Below are 17,647 nucleotides of genomic sequence, written 5' to 3' on the forward strand. Positions count from 1 at the left end.
GAGGTGATGCTCACGGCGGGAAGGACTAACCCACGAGAGGGCGAACGGCAAAGGCAGGCAGGCAGTCAGCCCCGGGGAGGTTCGGGGGGCAACAGGCGGCCCTTGATCTCCGCGTTGAGGGCTATCTGGGCGGAAATCAACCCGGATAGCAGCCCGTCCTCGAATTCGAAGCTCGGGTGTTCCTTGAGTTGCGGGAAATCGTGGGGATTGCGGAGCTCCTCGGGGGTGATGTTGGGCACCACCTGGCGGGCCAGGCGCAGCACCTTGGCCTGCTGCTGGGCAATCATCCGCTCGTAGAGGGTGCCGGCAATCCGCAGCATTTCGAGCCCCGTCTCTTCCGTCATCGCGTGTGTCTCCTCGCTCTACTGCTGGGCGATGTCCCACTTCACCCGGCGCCAGGTGCGCCGGAAGGCATCGGCATCTCCCTCTACCGCATCCCGCTCCTGCTCGCGCCCGTCGAGGAACGCAACGAAATCCAGCTGGCGCTCGGGGTTGCCGTACTCGGAGTCGAAGAGGCGGACGAACTCGTTGGCGGGCAGGGTGCGGCGGCCGGCCACGTCCACCAGGCCGATGCGCACGCCCGTCGTCTCCTGGGAGGGGACGTAGGACTTGTAGACGAGCTCGGTGCACACGAGGGTGGAGTCGGAGAAGAAGTCGAAGTTGAAGTCGTAGGGCCGGCCCTGGAGGTGGAAGGCGCGGGCGATGGCGAGCGCCTTGTCCACGGGCCGCAGGCGCGGGCGCATGACGCCCAGGTAGTCCACGTGCAGGGCGTGCTCGGGGCCGGTGAAGGAGACGCCCTCGCTAATGGACTCGATGACGCGGATGGCGTCGCCGTGCTCGTCCGCGGCGGTGAAGGTGGCCCACTTGGCGGGGTACTCGCGCGCCAGGTGCTCGGCGAGCGTCTTCGGGGCGCCCCGCCGCGTCTTCAGCCAGGCCCGCACCTCGGGGTCTCCGTCGAAGAAGGTGGCCCAGTCCTGGGGCGTGCCCACGTACAGCTCGGCATGGGGCCAGAAGCCGGGCAGGCCGATGTTGGAGAGGTACCAGTTCTGCCGGGCCACGACGATGTCGCCCGGCTGCATGCGGGCCAGGAGGGCGAGCGCCTGCTCACGCTGGATGAGCGGCTGGCCGATGCGCTTCACCTTGGTGTCGCCCATCCACTCGGCCACCGAGGCCTGCACGGGGAAGACGGCGTGGGCGGTGGCGTCCTTGAGCACGTCCGCGCCGGCCTTGGCGAAGAGGGTGGGGCCGCGCTGGAGCAGCTTGCCGCGGGCCACCTTGGAGTTCTGCCGCATCTCCTGGAGGAGCCACACGGCGCGGCGCACGTTGACGATGCCCGTCTTCTTGAAGAGGGGCCGGAGCTGCTCGGCGTAGGCGTCGCCCGTCATGAGCTGGGTGGCGGTGGAGACATGGATGGCCGTCTCCTTGAAGCGGGCGAAGGTGCGCGCGGGCAGGCCGTACTCCTCGGAGGGCTCGTCCAGGAGCACCTCGAGCTGGGCGCGGCCCTGGGCGAGCTCCGCGTAGGTGAGCCCGTGGGCCAGCTCCGTGGTGAGCGCGCCGTGGGTGAGGAGGAAGCCCCAGGCGTGCTTCGTCTCCTGGGTGAGGGCGGGCGCCTTGACGAAGTCCCAGTAGCGCTGGCGGATGAGCTCGAGCGAGGCGAAGTAGTCGGAGAAGGCCGCCCAGGTGGTGAGCAGGGTGCGCTTCTCCTCGGGCGTGTAGGGGACGTCCTGCTTGCGCAGGTAGAGGCCGCGCGTCTTGGAAATCTGCTCCTGGAGGGCGCGCAGGCCCTGGGCGTGGTGCTCGAGCGCCTCGAGGTCCTCGAGGGCCTGGTCCACGAAGGCGCCGTTCTCCAGCGAGTAGACGCTGGTGGCGTCGGGGGTGGAGGCGCTGGCCTCGGCCGCCTGGGGGGCGGGAGAGGGAGGCGGAGTGGCGAGGGCGAGCCAGGTGACGAGCAGGGGAGTGGAGAGCATCGGGAATCCCGGAAGGGGTCTGGGAATCGGCAATCTACCCTGGCCCCGGCCGGTTGGCTGCCCGGGAGGCACCGCCGGGAGGGCGAGGCCGAGGTAGCCCGCCGGACAGACCGTCCCCAGGTTGAAGCCGAAGCCCCGGGAGCGGAGAGGGATGCCCGGGCGGAAAGGCAGAGACACGATGGCATTCGGATTTGCGGAGAACCCGGCACTCTCCATCACGCCGCATCTGGACTCCGTGGACTACCCGGCGACGCGCGAGCAGCTCGTCTCGGCGGCGGCGGACAACGGCGCGTACATGGACATCATCAACGTCCTCAAGTCGCTGCCGCGCGAGGAGTACCAGTCCCGGGAAGAGGTGATGCGCGACCTGGCGGAGGCGGCGCGGCGTTTCGCGACCGGTGGCCTGCGCGATGATGACGGGGTGGATCGGGATCGGCGCAACATCGGCCGGGACCTGGTGGAAGGCGCTCCGGACGGGAACTCGCGGCATCCGTAGGGATGCGGCGTTGAGCAGGAGTTGAGCCAGTGAGGCGCTCGCGGGCGCCGGCCACGCACGGCCGGTCCTCGCGGGCGCTCGTTGTTTTTCCGGGCTCGCGATGGCGGCCCTCTCGGTTCGGCCTGTAGGCGCAGGGTGCTTTCCACGGCGCTCACGGGTGCTGGGTTGTGGACCATCCATTCCGCACGAGCCGCGTGTTGCCTCTGTCCCGCGTAAAAGGTGATGCCAGGGGGCTCGAGGTCAGCGGGGCCACCAAGGGAGAACTCATGGCGTATGGGCACGTGCTCCAGACAGGGTCGTGGGTTCTCACGGTCAGTGTGTTCCTGGCTGCCTGCGCGGGAGTCCCCGGGCGCGGCGTACCGGATCGCTACGACCAATCCTTCGACTCGGCGACGAGTTCCTGCCGGCAGAACCCGGCCCTCTGTGCGCGAATGGCCGGGGAGGAGACCGTGGTGCCCCAGGCAGCGCAACGGCTCGCCGAGGCCGGAGCTTCTGTCGCTGCGGTGGGGATGGCTCTGGATGGGGACTTGAAGACCCGAATCGAACAGGCCCTGCAGGAGTGCGCCGAGCATGCGCGCACGCAGGTGCTCATCGACAAGCGTCAAGGGAAGATTCCTACGCAGGCCGAGTGTGACCAACTGGTGCCTGGCATGGACGTGAAACTGGCCATCTTCCTTGGCGACGAGATGCACAAAGAGGCCCTCCAATGTGCTGGGGAGAGGCTGAGCCAGTTGGTTCCAGGTGGGTTCAGCCTGGAGCCGCGTTACCGTTACGACAAGACGACGAAGAAGACGACATTCATCAGTGAAGAGGAGGCGCAATCTCTTCTACGGCAATGGCGAGGCGATGAGCTGAAAGGCACGCTCAGGCCCGATGTAGTCATCCACTCGGGTAACCCGCTCCAGGTCAGGGCTGTCTATGATTTAAAATTCCCCTGCACGGACAGCGGGAGGCCTACTCCGTGGACCCGATATACAGAGGGGCCACATCAAGGCTTCGATCAAAAGCAGGTGTATTGGACTGCGTTGGGGATGGAGCCCTTTCGCGTCGTACCGTGGCTGGGGATTTTCAAGTGAGTGAGCACTACCCGAAGATTCGTATTCACGCGCGCAATGGCGCCGTTCTGCTGCGAGAAGGCTTGAGCATCAGCTTCTACATGCGCCACTCTCATCCAGACGTGGTGCAAGGGGTGATGCAGTCCCTGGAGACCTACCTGCGTGCTGTGGGCCCGAAAGCGCTCGGCTGGTACGACGATGGCGAAGGCACCTGGCGGGAGTTGGATGCCGCGTGGTGGGCGAATACTCGGCGTGAGCTGCTCGAGAAACGCTGGCCCATGGTGACCCTGCGGGACGCACTGGACGGGGAGCTCCGGTACGGTTTCGACTATCGTGGCAAGGCGCTCGATGAGCCCTCCGCGGCTGACGAGCCGGGTGCCGTGAGCGCGGCGAGTTTCTGGCTGCCCACGGAGGTTTTGGAGGAGCACGGGCCGAATCACGTACGTGAGTTGGCATTGGAATTGGCGGCTCCCTTGCCGTTCTGCTCTGGCCACGCGGGCCTCTCCTTCAACGGAGAATCCGATCTGCCAGGCGTGCTCCGGCAGATTCGCGAGCGGTGCTTTCGCTATCCGGGTCTGGACATCCCAGACCTGGGGCTGCACTCGTGGAAGGTCGGTACGCGCGTACGGGCTCCGCATTGGCTGACGTTCCTGGGCCAACCGGTGTTGGGAGACGTGGGTGGTACGGAGGGGCTTCGCTCCCGCCTTTCGTGCGCGGAGACGACCGTTCTGGAAATGGAAGGCGAGCGGGCGGTCGTCTCCCTGGGGAAATGGCCCGAGGCGGGGGATACCGAGCGGGGACAGGTCCTCCCGTCCTATCGGGAGTTGGCTCGTGTGCTGGAGCCCTGGCTGTATCACGAGGAGCGTGGCCGTAATCTCGACTTCACTCTCGAGGACATGCGGCGCTGGGAGCGGCGCTTCCTCGACTGAGTTCCCAGCCACTCCGGGACGCCGAAGCGCTCGCGAGTCTGGTTGCGTCGCTCAGGGACAGTCGTAGTGGAGGTCGCGGCGGGTGGGGCCATCGTCCAGGCCCGGTGTGCCCGAGTACTCCTCGTGCACCAGCCGGCCCGTGGCGTCCCGCTCGTACGTGCGCCGGGCGTCGGGGACGCCGTCCTCGTCGCTGTCCCACTCCTCCAACGCGACGAGCGAAGTGCCGCAGAGATAGGTGACTCGGCGCGTGACGCGCTGGTGGGTGAACACCGGCGGGGCGTCGGGCTCGGCGGGGCCGGCGTGCGTGACGCTGTCCTGCGCGAAGCGTTGCACCTGGAGCAGCCCGCTCGAGTCGTACACGAAGGTGGTGATGGCCTCGCGGTCGCGGTTGTAGACACCGACCTTCTCCCAGAGGCGTGTCAGGTGGCCGGCCGCGTCGTAGGCGCGAGTGCTGCTCCCCAGGGTGTCGAAGTCGCTCCAGTGGGAGTCGATGAGGCGGCCCTGGCTGTCATAGTTCTCGGCGAGCTCCCAGAAGAGCGAATTGTTCCGGACGGCACTGCGTAACTGACCATTGGGCCGGTAGATGAACCGCGCGCACGGGAAGAGGTCGCGGTCACACGGAGGCTGGCTCTCGATGGACTCCAGCAGGCCCGCGGCATTGTACTGATAGAAGCTCGCGCCCTCTGGCGTGCCGTCGGCCAGATGCTCAACCCACTCGATGCGGCCCTTCGAATCGTAGTTGTACCGGTGCACCCTGTTGGAAAGGCTCGAGCCCGTATCGGTGCGCTGCTGGACCCGGTGCTGGGAGTCGTAGGTCCAGTGGGTCTCGTTCCACCATGCGTCCTGGGGGGCCTCCACCCGGCTGCTCACCTCGAGCCCCTTGGCCCAGGTGTGTGTCTCCACGCGGTACGGCGTTCCATCCGACAGGAAGGAGCGCGACTCCAGCAGATGGCCGTCGGCGTCGTAGTGGCTCCGCTGGCGGGCGTACGAGTACGGCCGGGGCGTGTAATCGTCCAATACCTCGCAGGCCGTTGCCTGCCGAGGCGGAGTGGCTTGGGTCCACGGGATGCAAGCCGCCGGAGGCAGCGAGGGCGCTCCTTCCAACGCCGAGCCGGACGCCGGCGTGCCTCCGTCGGTGGAGGGCGTGCCACCATCTGGCGCTGGGGGACGCTCGCCATCGGGGGACGGTGGCGAGGGGTCTTCTGGGGGAGGTTGCGTCCGCGCCTCGGGGTCCGAGGGGGACGTCTTCTCGTGAGAGGCTCCACAGCCCGAGAGCGCCACGCACAATCCCAGACTCAACACCCAGACGTGCCTGCCCATACCGCGCCCCCCTCCCCACATCAGGGTGCAAGCTAACCACAGCGGTTGCACACACCAAGCCGAGGCCCACCCGGTGCCTGCTCGGCAGCAGTGGCGCCCATGGCCTCGGGGTGAGGGCGGACAGGGCGGCCTCCGTCGCGCTCGCGAGTCCCCGTGCTTTCCGCCAGAGTGCGCGGACGTCATGCGCCTCCTTCGTTCGTGCTCCCTGTTGCTCCTGGTGGCCTCGGCCGCCGCGTGCACGCGCAACGTCCCTGCGTCAGTGCCCGAGCCGGCCGCGCCGTCATCCTTTCGGCTCGAGTTCCGCCCGCCCGAGGATTCGCTCCTCACCGAACGGATGACGAGCTCGCTGCAGCGAAGCGGTGGCGCGGAGGCCCACGAGGGAGAGCTGACCACCGTCACGCGCTTCACTCGCGAGCAGGGGGGCTGGCTCCTCACCCAGCGGGTGACGGGCTCGCACTACATGCGGGACGGCGAGTCGGTGAGGACGCTGGTGGACGAGGTGCTCACGCGCTTTCCCCTGCGCGTGCGGCTCGCGGCGGATGGCACCTACGTGGGCGTGGAGGAGCCGGAGGCGGCGCTGGCGGCACTCGAGCAGGTGGCTCCGTCGGGCGTGGACGTCACGCCGCTGCGGCGCTTCTTCGCCCCGGACGAGCTGGATGCGCGCACGCGCGGCGAGTGGGAGGTGAAGTACGGCGGCCTCTACGGGCGGGTGCTGGCGCCCGGACAGCGCAGCTACGGGGTGGGCTCGGTGTCCCTGGGCGGGCACGAGGTGACGTACCTGCTGGAGCGCACCTTCACCGGCTCGCTGCTCACCGACTACGGCGAGGCCATGCTGTTCTCGCTGCGCTGCCTGCCGCCGCCCGGAGACGACGCGCCCGAGCCGGTACGCGAGGCGTTGCGTCTGGCGGGCAACCCGGAGCCGGCCCCCGGGGTCGAGTGCGAGGGAGAACAGTTGCTCGGGAGGGGGCGCTTCCTGCCGGTGCGGCGCGGGCTCACCCTGCGGGCGACGTGGGATGGTGAGACCTGGACATGGGCGACGCGGTCGGAGCTGGAGTCGCTGCGCTCGCCCGAGGAGGAGCGGCAATGAGCTACGAGCAGAACCTCATCGAGGACGAGGCGGGCATCCGCGCGGTGGTGCAGGGCAGCAAGCGCGTGGCGGTGCTGGGCATCAAGACGGAGCAGCAGGACGGCCAGCCGGCCTTCTACGTGCCGCAGTATCTGGCGCAGGCGGGCGTGGACGTGGTGCCGGTGCCCGTCTACTACCCGGACGTGACGCACATCCTCGGCAAGCCGGTGTTCCGGCGGCTGGTGGACATCCCGGGGGAGCTCGATCTGGTGGACGTGTTCCGCCGGCCGCAGGACATCGACCAGCACGTGGACGACATCCTCGCCAAGAAGCCCAAGGCGGTGTGGTTCCAGTCGGGCATCCGCAACGACGCGGCGGCCCGCCGGCTCGCCGAGGCGGGCATCAAGGTGGTGCAGGACCGCTGCCTGATGGTGGACCACCGCCGCTACGGGCGCTGAACGTATCCTCCCGATGACCTCGCCCCGGTGCGGGCCGATGGCGTTGTCGAAGGGCTCGTGACCCTCGCGGGCCCGCCACTGGTTCGAGTCTGGCCAGCCACTGGCGCATCTCTCACGCGGCTTCCACCGTCGCCGTGCTGGGGTTCCCCAGTGGCACCAGCCCTCCGGAAGTCGTCATCGGACTCCGAGCCTTCGGATGACGCTCCGAATCTGCTGACAGACCGCTCCCACGGACATCTCCTCGGGGGATTCCGTCGGCTTGTACTCGATGGGCGTCAGACCGAACAGATCACTCGGAACCTTGACATTCTGCCCGCGGGGTTTGAGGACGAGTGTGCGCTCGCGGCCGAGCACGCCCATGAACAAACCCAGTTCGAAGATGGTGTTGTCTCGCGGTGCCGCAGTGGTGACGTTTCTGCTGGTGACGGAGTCGTCAGGAGCGAGCACGAACAGTGCGAAATCGCAGCGTTTCACCTGGGAGAGGAGATCATCCACCGTGTAATTCGAGGGTCGAAAAGTCCGCTCCGTCCAGGGGACGATGTCCACATCATCGTGGTCCATTTCTAGCTGGAGCTTTCGGGGGAGCTCCAACCCTTCCACCGAGCTTCCGATGAAAACGCGCGGCCTCGGGTTGGGTTTTGGATGGAAGCGATCTCGCTCTCGCAGGCGATCCGCGAGTACCTTGGCGAAATTCCGCCACAATTCGGGATGCGTATTGGCGACCGCGGCCAACTGGGGCTCCGCGACCCAAGCGGCCAGCGTCGTCTCGACAGCACGCACGGTGGCACTGCGTCGCGCCTTCGGGTCGATGGCCGACATTTCTCCGATATGTGTGCCGGATGGACGTTGCGCGACGACGTTGCCATTGATGAGAACCTCTAACGCCCCCGATAGGATGAAGGCCACGTCGTTCTCATCCGTCCCCTGGGTGATGAGCACCTCTCCTGGCGCATGCTCGCGGATGCTGACGACTTCCGCCAACGCATTCGCCACGGAGGGATGTCCACGCAGGATATGCTGGTCGAGCAAGCAGTCGCATAGACGGCGATGACCATCTGGGCCTTCGAAGCGGGCTTTCACTCGACGCTCCAGCGGAATTGGGTGCACCAGGCCCGTTCGCGAGTGCCGTTGTAGTCTATCCAGTCGGCACTCCACATGTCTCGCGGAGGGGAGCCTCCGTATTGGACATTGTTCTCGAGCAGGTTTCTGACCTCATCCGAAATCCAGATGTGATTCGGAGCGCGCCCTTTGTCGCTGAGCACGGTGGCGCGGTTTACCGCGTTGCCCAGCCAGATGAGATCGTTGTGGTTGTCATTGCGGCCCATGCCTGCTTTCGCGCAGAGGATTGACCCTGCATCGATGCCGATCCCGAAGTCGACAGGTTTGTAGCGAGCGAAATCCTGGGCACACACCTCCGTCAGTATGTGCTTGATTTGCATCGAGGCCTTGATCGCGGGCGTGACCGCGGCTTTCCCCTTGCCCGGGAAGAAGGCCAGGATGCTGTCGCCATTGTAGCTACGAATCTGTCCTCCTCCCTCTGCTACGAGTTTGGTCGCGGTGAAGAGATAGGCTTTGTGTATCTTGGCGACGTTGTGGGCTTGGTGTGCGTTGAGCACGGCAGTGGAGCCGCGCATATCAATGTAGAGGGTCACGGCATCGAAGCGCACACTGGTCGAGTCGAAGGTGAGGCGCGTATCGCCTGCGCCTGGAATAGGACCCGTGTCGTAGACCGTGTAGTCACCGGCTTTGAGCAGCTCGGAGAGCCGATTGGCAATGTCCTGCTTCATTCCCACAAGCGCACCCCTTTGGGGAGATGGTGTCATTCCTCGGAGCCGGAGCATACCCGAAGAGCGCTGGCTTGGGGATCGGCGGCCTCTCCCTGGAAGGGGGCGCGGAAATGTCCGAGGAGCGAGCTTCAAGTACGGGACCTGCTGGTGGGGCACTCCACGGGGGTCCTCTCTGGCGTCAGTTGTCCTCCGTAGGCCCTGTGGATGCGCAAGGCAGGGCGCTCATTTTCTTCTTGCCCTGGATCTCAAGAACGGGTTGCGCGACCTGATGGGGCGTACTTGTTTCGGTGGATCGCCAAGAGCCAGGACTTCATGGCGCGCCCGCATGACCTCCGGCTTGTGGCACGCCTTGAAGCGTTGTTCGCTCCTGCATGGACACCAGGCCCTGTCCTCAGGGAGCAGGAGGCGTGGGTTTGCCAGGTGGCGCAGAGGGAGCGGAAGGCGTGCTGCGATGGCCTCCCATCCTTGCATGTACTCGCGCTTGTACTCCTCCCGGCCTGTCTGGCCATGGGCGTAGGCGTCCCCGGGATATGTTCCGGTAAAAGCCCAGATTCGGGCGCGATCAAGATGCAGCCATACCTGTTGAATGAAACCGACGAGGCCCTCTTCGTGGTAGTGGATCTCGTGCCGCTCAGGCATCTGCACGCACAGCACCCCGCGACTGTCGACGTGGGCCGCCTGCCCAAGTGTCACCCCCAGGTCGTGCTTGAGGATGCGCGCGGAAGGGTGTGCATGGGCTTCGGGGAAATTCCAAGGCACCCGCACTTGCATGTCGAAGCGAAACTGGCGCTTGCCGCGGCTCTCCACCACCAGCGGACCGTACAGACACGTCCCCTTGACATCGGGGACGCTGTACCAGTTCGGGTACTTCGCCAGCACCTCCTGAATGGCCTGGTCCCGGGTCATGCTCAAGGGCACCAGGATTTGGCGGGCTTGACGCCAGTCGTTGGTTCGGAAACGACGCGGGCGCTCACGGAATGCGTTCCTTCGATTCGCACGCGCCCGGTGTAGGCCTTGGCGTCCTCCAGCGCGTCGAAGACGTTCATGCTCAGCCGCGCAACATAGGCGTCCTCATCGTTTGTCTTGGCTGTGAAGAGTTTCTGCTCCTCCTTCGTGAGGAACTCCCACATCGCGGCATTGATGGCTGTCTGCCCAGCGCCCATGTCGTCCTGCAGTTGCGAGGCGCGCGCGACAGACTGCCCGAGAACGATGACTTCGCGGTCTCCCTTGATGCCCACCTGGGTGATGAAGACGCGCCCCACGGCGATGCCGCTGGCCATGCCCAGGTTGGAGAATCCGGGCAGTTCTTCACGGCAGATGTCGAAGGCATCTTGGAGCGCACCCGCGGCCTCAATGGCCTTGGATGCGAAGTGCCGGCTCGCCCTTGCTTCGTAGAAGAGGCCCTGGATGCGGTCACCCTGGTACTGAATGAAGTCGCCATCGTAGTCGGCCACGACCACGTGGTGCATCTCGCTGCGCGTGGCATGGAAGGCGCGCAGTGCCTGCACCTTGTCCTCTTCGCTGGACAATGACGCGATATGCCGTGTGAATCCGGAGATGTCTCCGTAGAAGGTGATGCCTTGCTTCAGGTCCGCCGTCCTGACGCCCAGGTTGTCGTAGTCGATGGAGGCTTCGGGTTCAAACGTGTCGAAGCGGCTGATGGGATTGTCGGCCACGTCGTCCTTCACCTGTTTGGCGTACCGCTCCGGCAGCGGTTCGGTCTTCTTGGGCAGCTTCTCTTTCAATTTCGCGGCGTTGGTGCAGTACTTGTCATCGGGCTTGCCCGTCAGCACCTTGGCGGCTTGGTTGGCCGGTGCCCCGATGAAAAGCAACTCGCTGCTGCCAATGCGCCCGTTCATGGTGGCGATGGATTCTCCGCACTCAAGGCCAGCTTCGAGCGCGAAGGCGATGTCGGTCTGCGTCGCAATCAGCTTCGCGAGTTCCCGGGCTTGCGAGACGAACTGCACCGCCGCCGCCAGTCGCTTGACCTCCGGTTCCTCGACATCCGTGGTGTCGTAGGGTTTGTAGAATACCGCATGCAGCCGGCCGCCCTGGAAGTGCACCCGTTGTGCTCCGTCGGTGTCTTTCAGCAGCCAGGCCATCTGACGCTGGTACACGTGCATGTGACGCAGCAATTTCTTCAACTTCGATGCGTCTTCCCTTGCCTCTTTCAACAGGCCCTGGAAGTTCACAGGATCCAGGTACAGGTGTACGCCCGTCACGATTCTGGCCTGATTGCGCTGGAGCTTGCGCAGGTCCATCTCCCGCGTGAGCGGCTTCAATTCCAAATCCTTGAAGTTCTCGTACTCCTTGCGGATGCGCTCCCTCGCGTCTTCACGATTCCATGCCATGGTCATTCTCCTTGATGTTTGAGATGGATGAGTTCCGCCTTGGATTCCAGGAGAGTTCGACGGTTTCAAAAGCCAGGTCCACCCAACGCGCTTCTGCGTTTGTCGCGCGCGGTGCGGTAGGGGTCTCTCGTCGGGCTTGTTCCGGAACTCGTTGATGACTCTGAGCAGGGGCAACTCGCCCCCGTGGGGAGGATGAGGCCCCGAGCGGTGACGAGGCTGGTGGCTTTCGCGCCCGTTGCCTTCACCTCATCCTGTGCGTGGGTCTGGGGGACCCTGACCCACTCCAGGGGGTGCTCCCCAGTGGCTGGCGACAGATGACGCGTCACTGCTCCCGGGGGAGCGCCGGCCGGATGGGGCCGTGCGGGGACATCGAGTGACGTAGTCGGTTGTGTAGAGGGGTTGTTGGGCATCAGAGCCACCCCTCTACACGCTGAGGCTGACATGCCCTCCTGGCAGGCCGGTTGGCGGCTCCTCGCGCCCCGTCCCAACAGGCCGGCATGGAGGCGTAATTCTCGTTCTGCCTACCGCAAACCCCTGTAACTCATGGGCTTTCCTTCTGGAGCGGGGGAGGAGGTAACTGGGTGGGTCAAGGTGGGGTGGTGTGCTCTTGTCTGCCTATAGGTGCTGCTTGTCGAAGGGGCGCAGCTCCACGGGCGATAAGCAGCTTGGACGCCCTACTCATCGGGTTCGTCCCCCCATCCCTACGCCTCCTCGAAGGGCACGGGAGGCCGCGCCAGGGCGCGCTCGGCGCTCAGCTTCGCCTGGTGCAGCGCATCGAAGCCGCGCTCCATCTGCGTGGGGGACACCGGCGGCAGGTTGGACACCATCACGTAGACGGGGAAGCCGCGCTCCTTCAACAGCGCCAGCTGCAGCCGGAAGTGATCGTGCCGCAGCGCCGCCGAGCCCGCGGCAATCCCCTGCGCGTACGCCATGGGCCCGCCGAGCATCTTGCGCGTGCGGCTCGGCAGGTAGTGCACGAGGATGGCGTCCAGCTCCTTGCCGAAGGCGCTCTCCCGCATCGACAGCGCGGGCGCCTTGTCCACCAGTCCGCCGTCCCAGTACAGGTCCCTCCCCAGGCGCACCGCGCGGAACAGGCCCGGGTAGGCACACGTCGCGTGCACCCGCGGCGCCAGCTCGCCCGAGGTGAAGAGCTCGTGCGTCCCCTGCGTGAGGTTGGCGCTCGCCAGCAGCAGCGGGTGCGGCAGCTCTTCGAAGCTGTGCACCGGCAGCGTCTCCTCCAGCAGCCGGCGGAAGCGCTCGCCCTTGAGCAGGCCGGTGGCCCCGTGCCCATCGCCCGGGAAGGCATTGAGCACCGCGCCGATGGGGTCTGGATCCCAGAACGCCTGCCGCGTCTGCTTGAGCACCAGCTCCTCGATGGCTTGCACGCTCGCTCCCGCGGCGGCGTACGCGGCGACCAGGCCCCCCGCGCTCGTGCCCGCGTACGCCGAGGGCTTCAGGCCCGTGGCCGCCAGCCCCTTGAGGAAGCCAGCGTGCCCGTAGAAGCCGAAGTAGCCGGCGGAGAGGACGAGTCCGAAACGTTTGCCTTCGAGAAGCTGGTGCAGGGAGGGAGCGGGCATGGCGCGTCTCTAGACGACCGTTCCCCACATGGCAACGCAACGCAACGCGTCGCCTCCACAGTCTTCCCTGGCCTTCCGCGTCACATCGACGTATGTAGATTCGACGATATGGAGGAACTCTCCCAATCCTTCCGGGCCCTGGGTGACCCGACGCGACTCCGCATCCTGCGCCTGATGGCGCGGGCGCCGCTGAACGTGTCGGAGCTGGTGTCCCTGGTGGGGGTGGCGCAGTCCTCGGTGTCCCACCACCTGGGCAAGCTCAAGGGGCTGGGGCTCATCCGCGAGGAGCGGCAGGCGGGCTTCACCTATTACTCGCTGGCGCTCGAGCCCACGGACTCCCGCTGGCCCCTCATCCGTCTGGCCCGCGAGGCCCAGGACGAGGAGGGCGACCTGGCGCGGCTCGAGGATCTGCTGCGCCAGCGCGAGGATCGGCAGGCGCTCAACGAGCGGCTCCTGGAGCCGGGGCAGTCCTGGTTCCTCTGGGCGGGGGCGCTGGCCTCGCTGCTGCCGCCGCTGGACGTGGCGGACTTCGGGTGCGGCACGGGTGTGCTCTCGGTGGCCCTGGCCCGGTGGGCCTCGCGGGTGTGGGCCATCGACCAGAGCCAGGCCGCGCTGACGCAGGCCCGCGAGCGCGCCGCCCGCGAGGGCCGCTCCAACATCACCTTCCTGCGCGAGGATCTCCACCGGCTGTCGCTGCCCACGGGCGAGCGGGACCTGGTGGTCATCTCGCAGAGCCTCCACCACGTGGAGTCCCCGCCAGCGGTGCTCGCCGAGGCCGCCCGCATCCTCAAGCCCGGCGGCAAGCTGGTGCTGCTGGAGCTGATGCCCCACGACGAGCGGTGGGTGCTGGAGCGGCTGGGCCACCGGCACCTCGGCTTCGCCCCCGAGACGCTCGAGAGCTCCCTGCGCGAGGTGGGCTTCGGCTCGCTGTCGCGTGAAACGCATGCACGGGAGGGGGCGAGCCCCTTCCGCGTCTTCCTCCTGACCGGAGTCAAGAAATGAGCAGCCACCTTCCCGCCCCTCTTCCTCCTCCGCCCGGTGAGCACGGCCGCCGCGTGGAAGCCCTGCGGGCCGCCCTGCGCGAGCGCGTGCTGGTGCTCGACGGCGCCATGGGCACGCTGCTGCAGCAGCGGAACCTCAAGGCCGCGGACTTCGGCGGCGCCGAGTACGAGGGCTGCAACGAGTACCTCGTCCTCACGCGGCCGGACGTCATCGAGGGCATCCACGCCGAGTACTTCGCCTCGGGCGCGGACGTGACGGAGACGGACAGCTTCGGCAGCACGCCGCTGGTGCTCGGCGAGTTCGGCCTCTCGCACAAGGCGAGGGAAATCAACGTCGCGGCTTCGAAGCTGGCGCTCAACGCCGCGAAGGCCGCCGAGGCCCGCGATGGGCGGATGCGCTGGGTGGCGGGCTCCATCGGCCCCACCACCAAGGCCATCAGCGTGACGGGGGGCATCACCTTCGAGGCGCTGGTGGACAACTTCGCCGAGCAGGCCGAGGGGCTCGCGCTGGGCGGCTCGGACTACCTGCTGGTGGAGACGTGCCAGGACACGCGCAACGTGAAGGCGGCGCTGCTCGGGTGCGAGCGGGCCTTCCGCAAGCTGGGGTGGAAGCTGCCGGTGGCCGTCTCCGGCACCATCGAGCCCATGGGCACCATGCTCGCGGGCCAGTCCGTGGAGGCCCTGGCGGCCTCGCTGGAGCACGTGGAGCTGCTCTACCTGGGTCTCAACTGCGCCACCGGCCCCGAGTTCATGACGGACCACATCCGCTCGCTGGCGGCCATGAGTCCCTTCGCGGTGTCGTGCGTGCCCAACGCGGGCCTGCCGGATGAGAACGGGCAGTACCTGGAGACGCCCGAGATGCTGGCGCGCTCGCTGCGCCGCTTCTGTGAGCAGGGCTGGCTCAACGTGGTGGGCGGCTGTTGTGGCACGCACACCGGCCACGTGCGCGCCCTCGCCGACGCGGTGAAGGGCCTGACACCCCGCCGCGAGGCCCCGCCGCAACGCTCCTCGCTCTCGGGCGTGGACTTCCTGGAGGTGCGCGAGGAGGAGCGCCCGGTCATCGTCGGCGAGCGCACCAACGTCATCGGCAGCAAGAAGTTCAAGGAGCTCATCGTCGCGGGCCAGGTGGAGGACGCCTCGGAGATTGCCCGTGCCCAGGTGAAGCGCGGCGCGCAGGTCATCGACATCTGCCTGGCCAATCCGGACCGGGACGAGCTCGAGGACATGCGCCGCTTCCTGGAGGTGGTCATCAAGAAGGTGCGCGTGCCCCTGATGATCGACTCCACGGACGAGCGCGTCATCGAGATGTCGCTCTCGTACTCGCAGGGCAAGGCCATCATCAACTCGGTGAACCTGGAGGACGGCGAGGAGCGCTTCGAGAAGGTGGTGCCGCTGGCACGCCAGTTCGGCGCGGCGCTGGTGGTGGGCTGCATCGACGAGAAGGGCATGGCCGTCACGCGCCAGCGCAAGCTGGAGGTCGCCCAGCGCTCCTTCGAGCTGCTCACCGGCAAGTACGGCATGAAGCCCGAGGACCTGTACTTCGATCCACTCGTGTTCCCGTGCGCCTCGGGCGACGCGCAGTACACGGGCAGCGCGGTGGAGACCATCGAGGGCGTGCGCCTCATCAAACAGCACCTGCCCCGGTGCAAGACGGTGCTGGGCATCTCCAACGTGTCCTTCGGCCTGCCCACCGCGGGCCGCGAGGTGCTCAACAGCGTCTTCCTCTACCACTGCGTCCAGGCGGGCCTGGACATGGCGCTCGTCAACTCGGAGAAGCTCGAGCGCTACCCGTCGCTGCCCGCCGAGGAGCGCCAGCTCTCCGAGGACCTGCTCTACAACCGGGGAGGAGATCCCATAACGCCCTTCGCCGCGCACTTCCGCGAGCGCAAGCCGAAGAAGGCGGACGTGAGCACCCTGCCGCTCGAGGAGCGCCTGCAGCGCTACATCATCGAGGGCAGCCGCGACGGCCTCCACGCGGACCTGGAGCTGGCCATGCGGAAGTACGCGCCGCTCGACATCATCAACGGCCCGCTCATGAAGGGCATGGACGAGGTGGGCCGGCTCTTCGGCGCCAATGAGCTGATCGTCGCCGAGGTGCTCCAGAGCGCCGAGTCCATGAAGGCCGCGGTGAGCTACCTGGAGCCGCACATGAGCAAGGCCCAGGCGGCCTCGCGCGGCAAAATCTTGCTCGCCACGGTGAAGGGCGACGTGCACGACATCGGCAAGAACCTGGTGGAGATCATCCTCGCCAACAACGGCTTCCAGGTGGTGAACCTGGGCATCAAGGTGCCGCCCGAGCAGCTCTTGCTGGCGGTGCGCGAGCACTCCCCGGACATCCTCGGCCTGAGCGGCCTGCTCGTGAAGAGCGCGCACCAGATGGTGGCCACGGCGGAGGACCTCAAGCGCCAGGGTGTGGACGTGCCCATCCTGGTGGGCGGCGCCGCGCTGAGCCGCAACTTCGTGGACCGCAACATCGCCCCGGCCTACGGCGGCGGCACGGTGGCGTACGCGCAGGACGCCATGAGCGGCCTGGAGCTGGCCAAGCAGATCGTCGACCCGGCGGCCCACGAGAAGCTCAAGGGCGAGCTGGCCGAGCGCCGCACGAAGCTCTCCCTGCAGGACAAGGACCGGCCCAAGGCGTGCGCTCCGGTGGCGGCCGTGCGCAGCAAGGAGGTCTCCATCCTCGAGCAGGTGCCCGCGGCGCCGGACTACGTGCGCCACGTGCTGACGAACACGCCGCTGGACTCCATCTGGCGCTTCGTCAACCCCGTGATGCTCTACGGCCGGCACCTGGGCCTGCGCACCGCGTCCCGCGCGCTGGGCACCCCCGCCGAGGCGGAGCTCGCCAAGACGGAGGAGGGCCGCAAGGCGCTCGCGCTCAAGGAGCAGGTGGAGTCCATCAAGGGCTTCCTGCGCGGCGGCCGCATGCAGGCCAAGGCCGTCTTCCAGTTCTTCAAGGCCGGCAGCGACGGCAACCGCCTCCACCTCTTCGACGGGCAGACGGGCCAGCCGGGCGTGGTGTTCGAGCTGCCCCGCCAGGACAAGCCGGGCGGGCTGTGCCTGGCCGACTTCGTCCGCCCGCTGGAGAACGGCGAGCCGCGCGACAACCTCGCCATGTTCGTGGTGACGGCGGGGCAGGGCGTGCGCGAGCTGAGCGAGGAGTTCAAGGCCAGGGGCGAGTTCCTCAAGATGCACGCGGTGCAGGCGCTCGCGCTGGAGACGGCCGAGGCCTACGCGGAGCTGCTCCACTCGCAGCTGCGCAGCATGTGGGGCTTCCCGGACCGGCCCGACCTGACGATGCTCGAGCGCTTCCGCGCGGAGTACCAGGGCAAGCGCTACTCGTTCGGCTATCCCGCCTGCCCCCGCCTGGAGGACCAGACGCTGCTCTTCCAGGCCCTGCGCCCCGAGGAGATGGGCGTGCAGCTCACCGACGGCTGCATGATGGAGCCCGAGGCCAGCGTCTCCGCGCTCGTCTTCCACCACCCCCAGGCCCACTACTTCGCGGTGACCTGAGCGGTAGATGGGTCGGGAAAGGTGGCATTTCCCACACCTACTGCGGGCGTGGAGTCATCTACCACCCAGTGGTGGGTCAAAACTATGGGCTGATTGTGCAATCATGGTAGAAGTCCAGGGACACTGG

15 protein-coding genes are annotated in these 17,647 nt (G+C 67.0%); 7 read left to right on the plus strand and 8 right to left on the minus strand.

What is annotated here, in order from left to right:
* Positions 1-65: 65 nt before the first annotated feature.
* Together ACJ8AN_RS20995 and ACJ8AN_RS21000 are read right to left on the minus strand one after the other, a co-directional pair.
* On the minus strand, positions 66-344 hold the full coding sequence (locus ACJ8AN_RS20995) for a hypothetical protein (protein ID WP_407757181.1): 279 nt from the start codon (positions 342-344) through the stop codon (positions 66-68).
* An 18-nt stretch (positions 345-362) separates the two neighbouring features.
* Positions 363-1,967, minus strand: coding sequence for a YiiX/YebB-like N1pC/P60 family cysteine hydrolase (locus tag ACJ8AN_RS21000; protein ID WP_407757182.1), 1,605 nt, complete (start codon positions 1,965-1,967; stop codon positions 363-365).
* Between the two features lie 178 nt (positions 1,968-2,145).
* On the opposite strand from ACJ8AN_RS21000, the gene ACJ8AN_RS21005 reads away from it, so the two are divergent.
* From ACJ8AN_RS21005 to ACJ8AN_RS21015, 3 genes are all read left to right on the plus strand, one after another.
* Positions 2,146-2,463, plus strand: coding sequence for a DUF2795 domain-containing protein (locus ACJ8AN_RS21005; protein ID WP_407757183.1), 318 nt, complete (start codon positions 2,146-2,148; stop codon positions 2,461-2,463).
* 527 nt (positions 2,464-2,990) lie between these two features.
* On the plus strand, positions 2,991-3,539 hold the full coding sequence (locus tag ACJ8AN_RS21010; RefSeq protein WP_407757184.1) for a hypothetical protein: 549 nt from the start codon (positions 2,991-2,993) through the stop codon (positions 3,537-3,539).
* Positions 3,536-4,447: a DUF3396 domain-containing protein gene (locus ACJ8AN_RS21015; RefSeq protein WP_407757185.1), complete on the plus strand. Its 912-nt coding sequence runs from the start codon at positions 3,536-3,538 to the stop codon at positions 4,445-4,447. Before ACJ8AN_RS21010 ends, ACJ8AN_RS21015 begins: the two co-directional genes overlap by 4 nt.
* Before the next feature lie 51 nt (positions 4,448-4,498).
* Here the strand turns inward: ACJ8AN_RS21015 and ACJ8AN_RS21020 are convergent, their stop codons facing one another.
* The gene (locus ACJ8AN_RS21020; protein ID WP_407757186.1) at positions 4,499-5,464 is read right to left on the minus strand and encodes a hypothetical protein; all 966 of its coding nucleotides are present in this window, start codon (positions 5,462-5,464) and stop codon (positions 4,499-4,501) included.
* A gap of 484 nt (positions 5,465-5,948) precedes the next feature.
* Between ACJ8AN_RS21020 and ACJ8AN_RS21025 the strand changes: the two genes are divergently transcribed.
* Together ACJ8AN_RS21025 and ACJ8AN_RS21030 are read left to right on the plus strand one after the other, a co-directional pair.
* Entirely contained in the window at positions 5,949-6,854 is a 906-nt protein-coding gene (locus ACJ8AN_RS21025) for a hypothetical protein (protein ID WP_407757187.1), read from the plus strand.
* The gene (locus tag ACJ8AN_RS21030; protein ID WP_407757188.1) at positions 6,851-7,291 is read left to right on the plus strand and encodes a CoA-binding protein; all 441 of its coding nucleotides are present in this window, start codon (positions 6,851-6,853) and stop codon (positions 7,289-7,291) included. The genes ACJ8AN_RS21025 and ACJ8AN_RS21030 overlap by 4 nt, the downstream gene beginning before the upstream one ends.
* A 174-nt stretch (positions 7,292-7,465) precedes the next feature.
* Here ACJ8AN_RS21030 and ACJ8AN_RS21035 read toward each other — a convergent pair whose 3' ends face one another.
* The 5 genes from ACJ8AN_RS21035 to ACJ8AN_RS21055 all read right to left on the minus strand — a co-directional run bounded on the left by ACJ8AN_RS21035 (position 7,466) and on the right by ACJ8AN_RS21055 (position 13,006).
* On the minus strand, positions 7,466-8,371 hold the full coding sequence (locus ACJ8AN_RS21035; RefSeq protein ID WP_407757189.1) for a TIR domain-containing protein: 906 nt from the start codon (positions 8,369-8,371) through the stop codon (positions 7,466-7,468).
* On the minus strand, positions 8,368-9,078 hold the full coding sequence (locus ACJ8AN_RS21040) for an adenylate/guanylate cyclase domain-containing protein (protein ID WP_407757190.1): 711 nt from the start codon (positions 9,076-9,078) through the stop codon (positions 8,368-8,370). The genes ACJ8AN_RS21035 and ACJ8AN_RS21040 overlap by 4 nt, the downstream gene beginning before the upstream one ends.
* Positions 9,079-9,300: 222 nt before the next feature.
* Complete coding sequence (locus ACJ8AN_RS21045; RefSeq protein ID WP_407757191.1) at positions 9,301-9,984, minus strand: hypothetical protein; 684 nt, start codon at positions 9,982-9,984, stop codon at positions 9,301-9,303.
* A gap of 2 nt (positions 9,985-9,986) precedes the next feature.
* On the minus strand, positions 9,987-11,429 hold the full coding sequence (locus tag ACJ8AN_RS21050; RefSeq protein ID WP_407757192.1) for a hypothetical protein: 1,443 nt from the start codon (positions 11,427-11,429) through the stop codon (positions 9,987-9,989).
* 701 nt (positions 11,430-12,130) lie between these two features.
* Positions 12,131-13,006, minus strand: coding sequence for a patatin-like phospholipase family protein (locus ACJ8AN_RS21055; protein WP_407757193.1), 876 nt, complete (start codon positions 13,004-13,006; stop codon positions 12,131-12,133).
* Positions 13,007-13,114: 108 nt separating this feature from the next.
* Here ACJ8AN_RS21055 and ACJ8AN_RS21060 point away from each other — a divergent pair, with 108 nt between their 5' ends.
* On the plus strand, positions 13,115-14,008 hold the full coding sequence (locus ACJ8AN_RS21060; RefSeq protein ID WP_407757194.1) for an ArsR/SmtB family transcription factor: 894 nt from the start codon (positions 13,115-13,117) through the stop codon (positions 14,006-14,008).
* Entirely contained in the window at positions 14,005-17,520 is a 3,516-nt protein-coding gene (gene metH / locus ACJ8AN_RS21065) for a methionine synthase (RefSeq protein WP_407757195.1), read from the plus strand. Before ACJ8AN_RS21060 ends, metH begins: the two co-directional genes overlap by 4 nt.
* The last annotated feature ends 127 nt before the right edge of the window (positions 17,521-17,647 follow it).

The organism is Archangium sp. (assembly GCF_045802675.1).
Classification (GTDB): Bacteria; Myxococcota; Myxococcia; order Myxococcales; family Myxococcaceae; genus Archangium.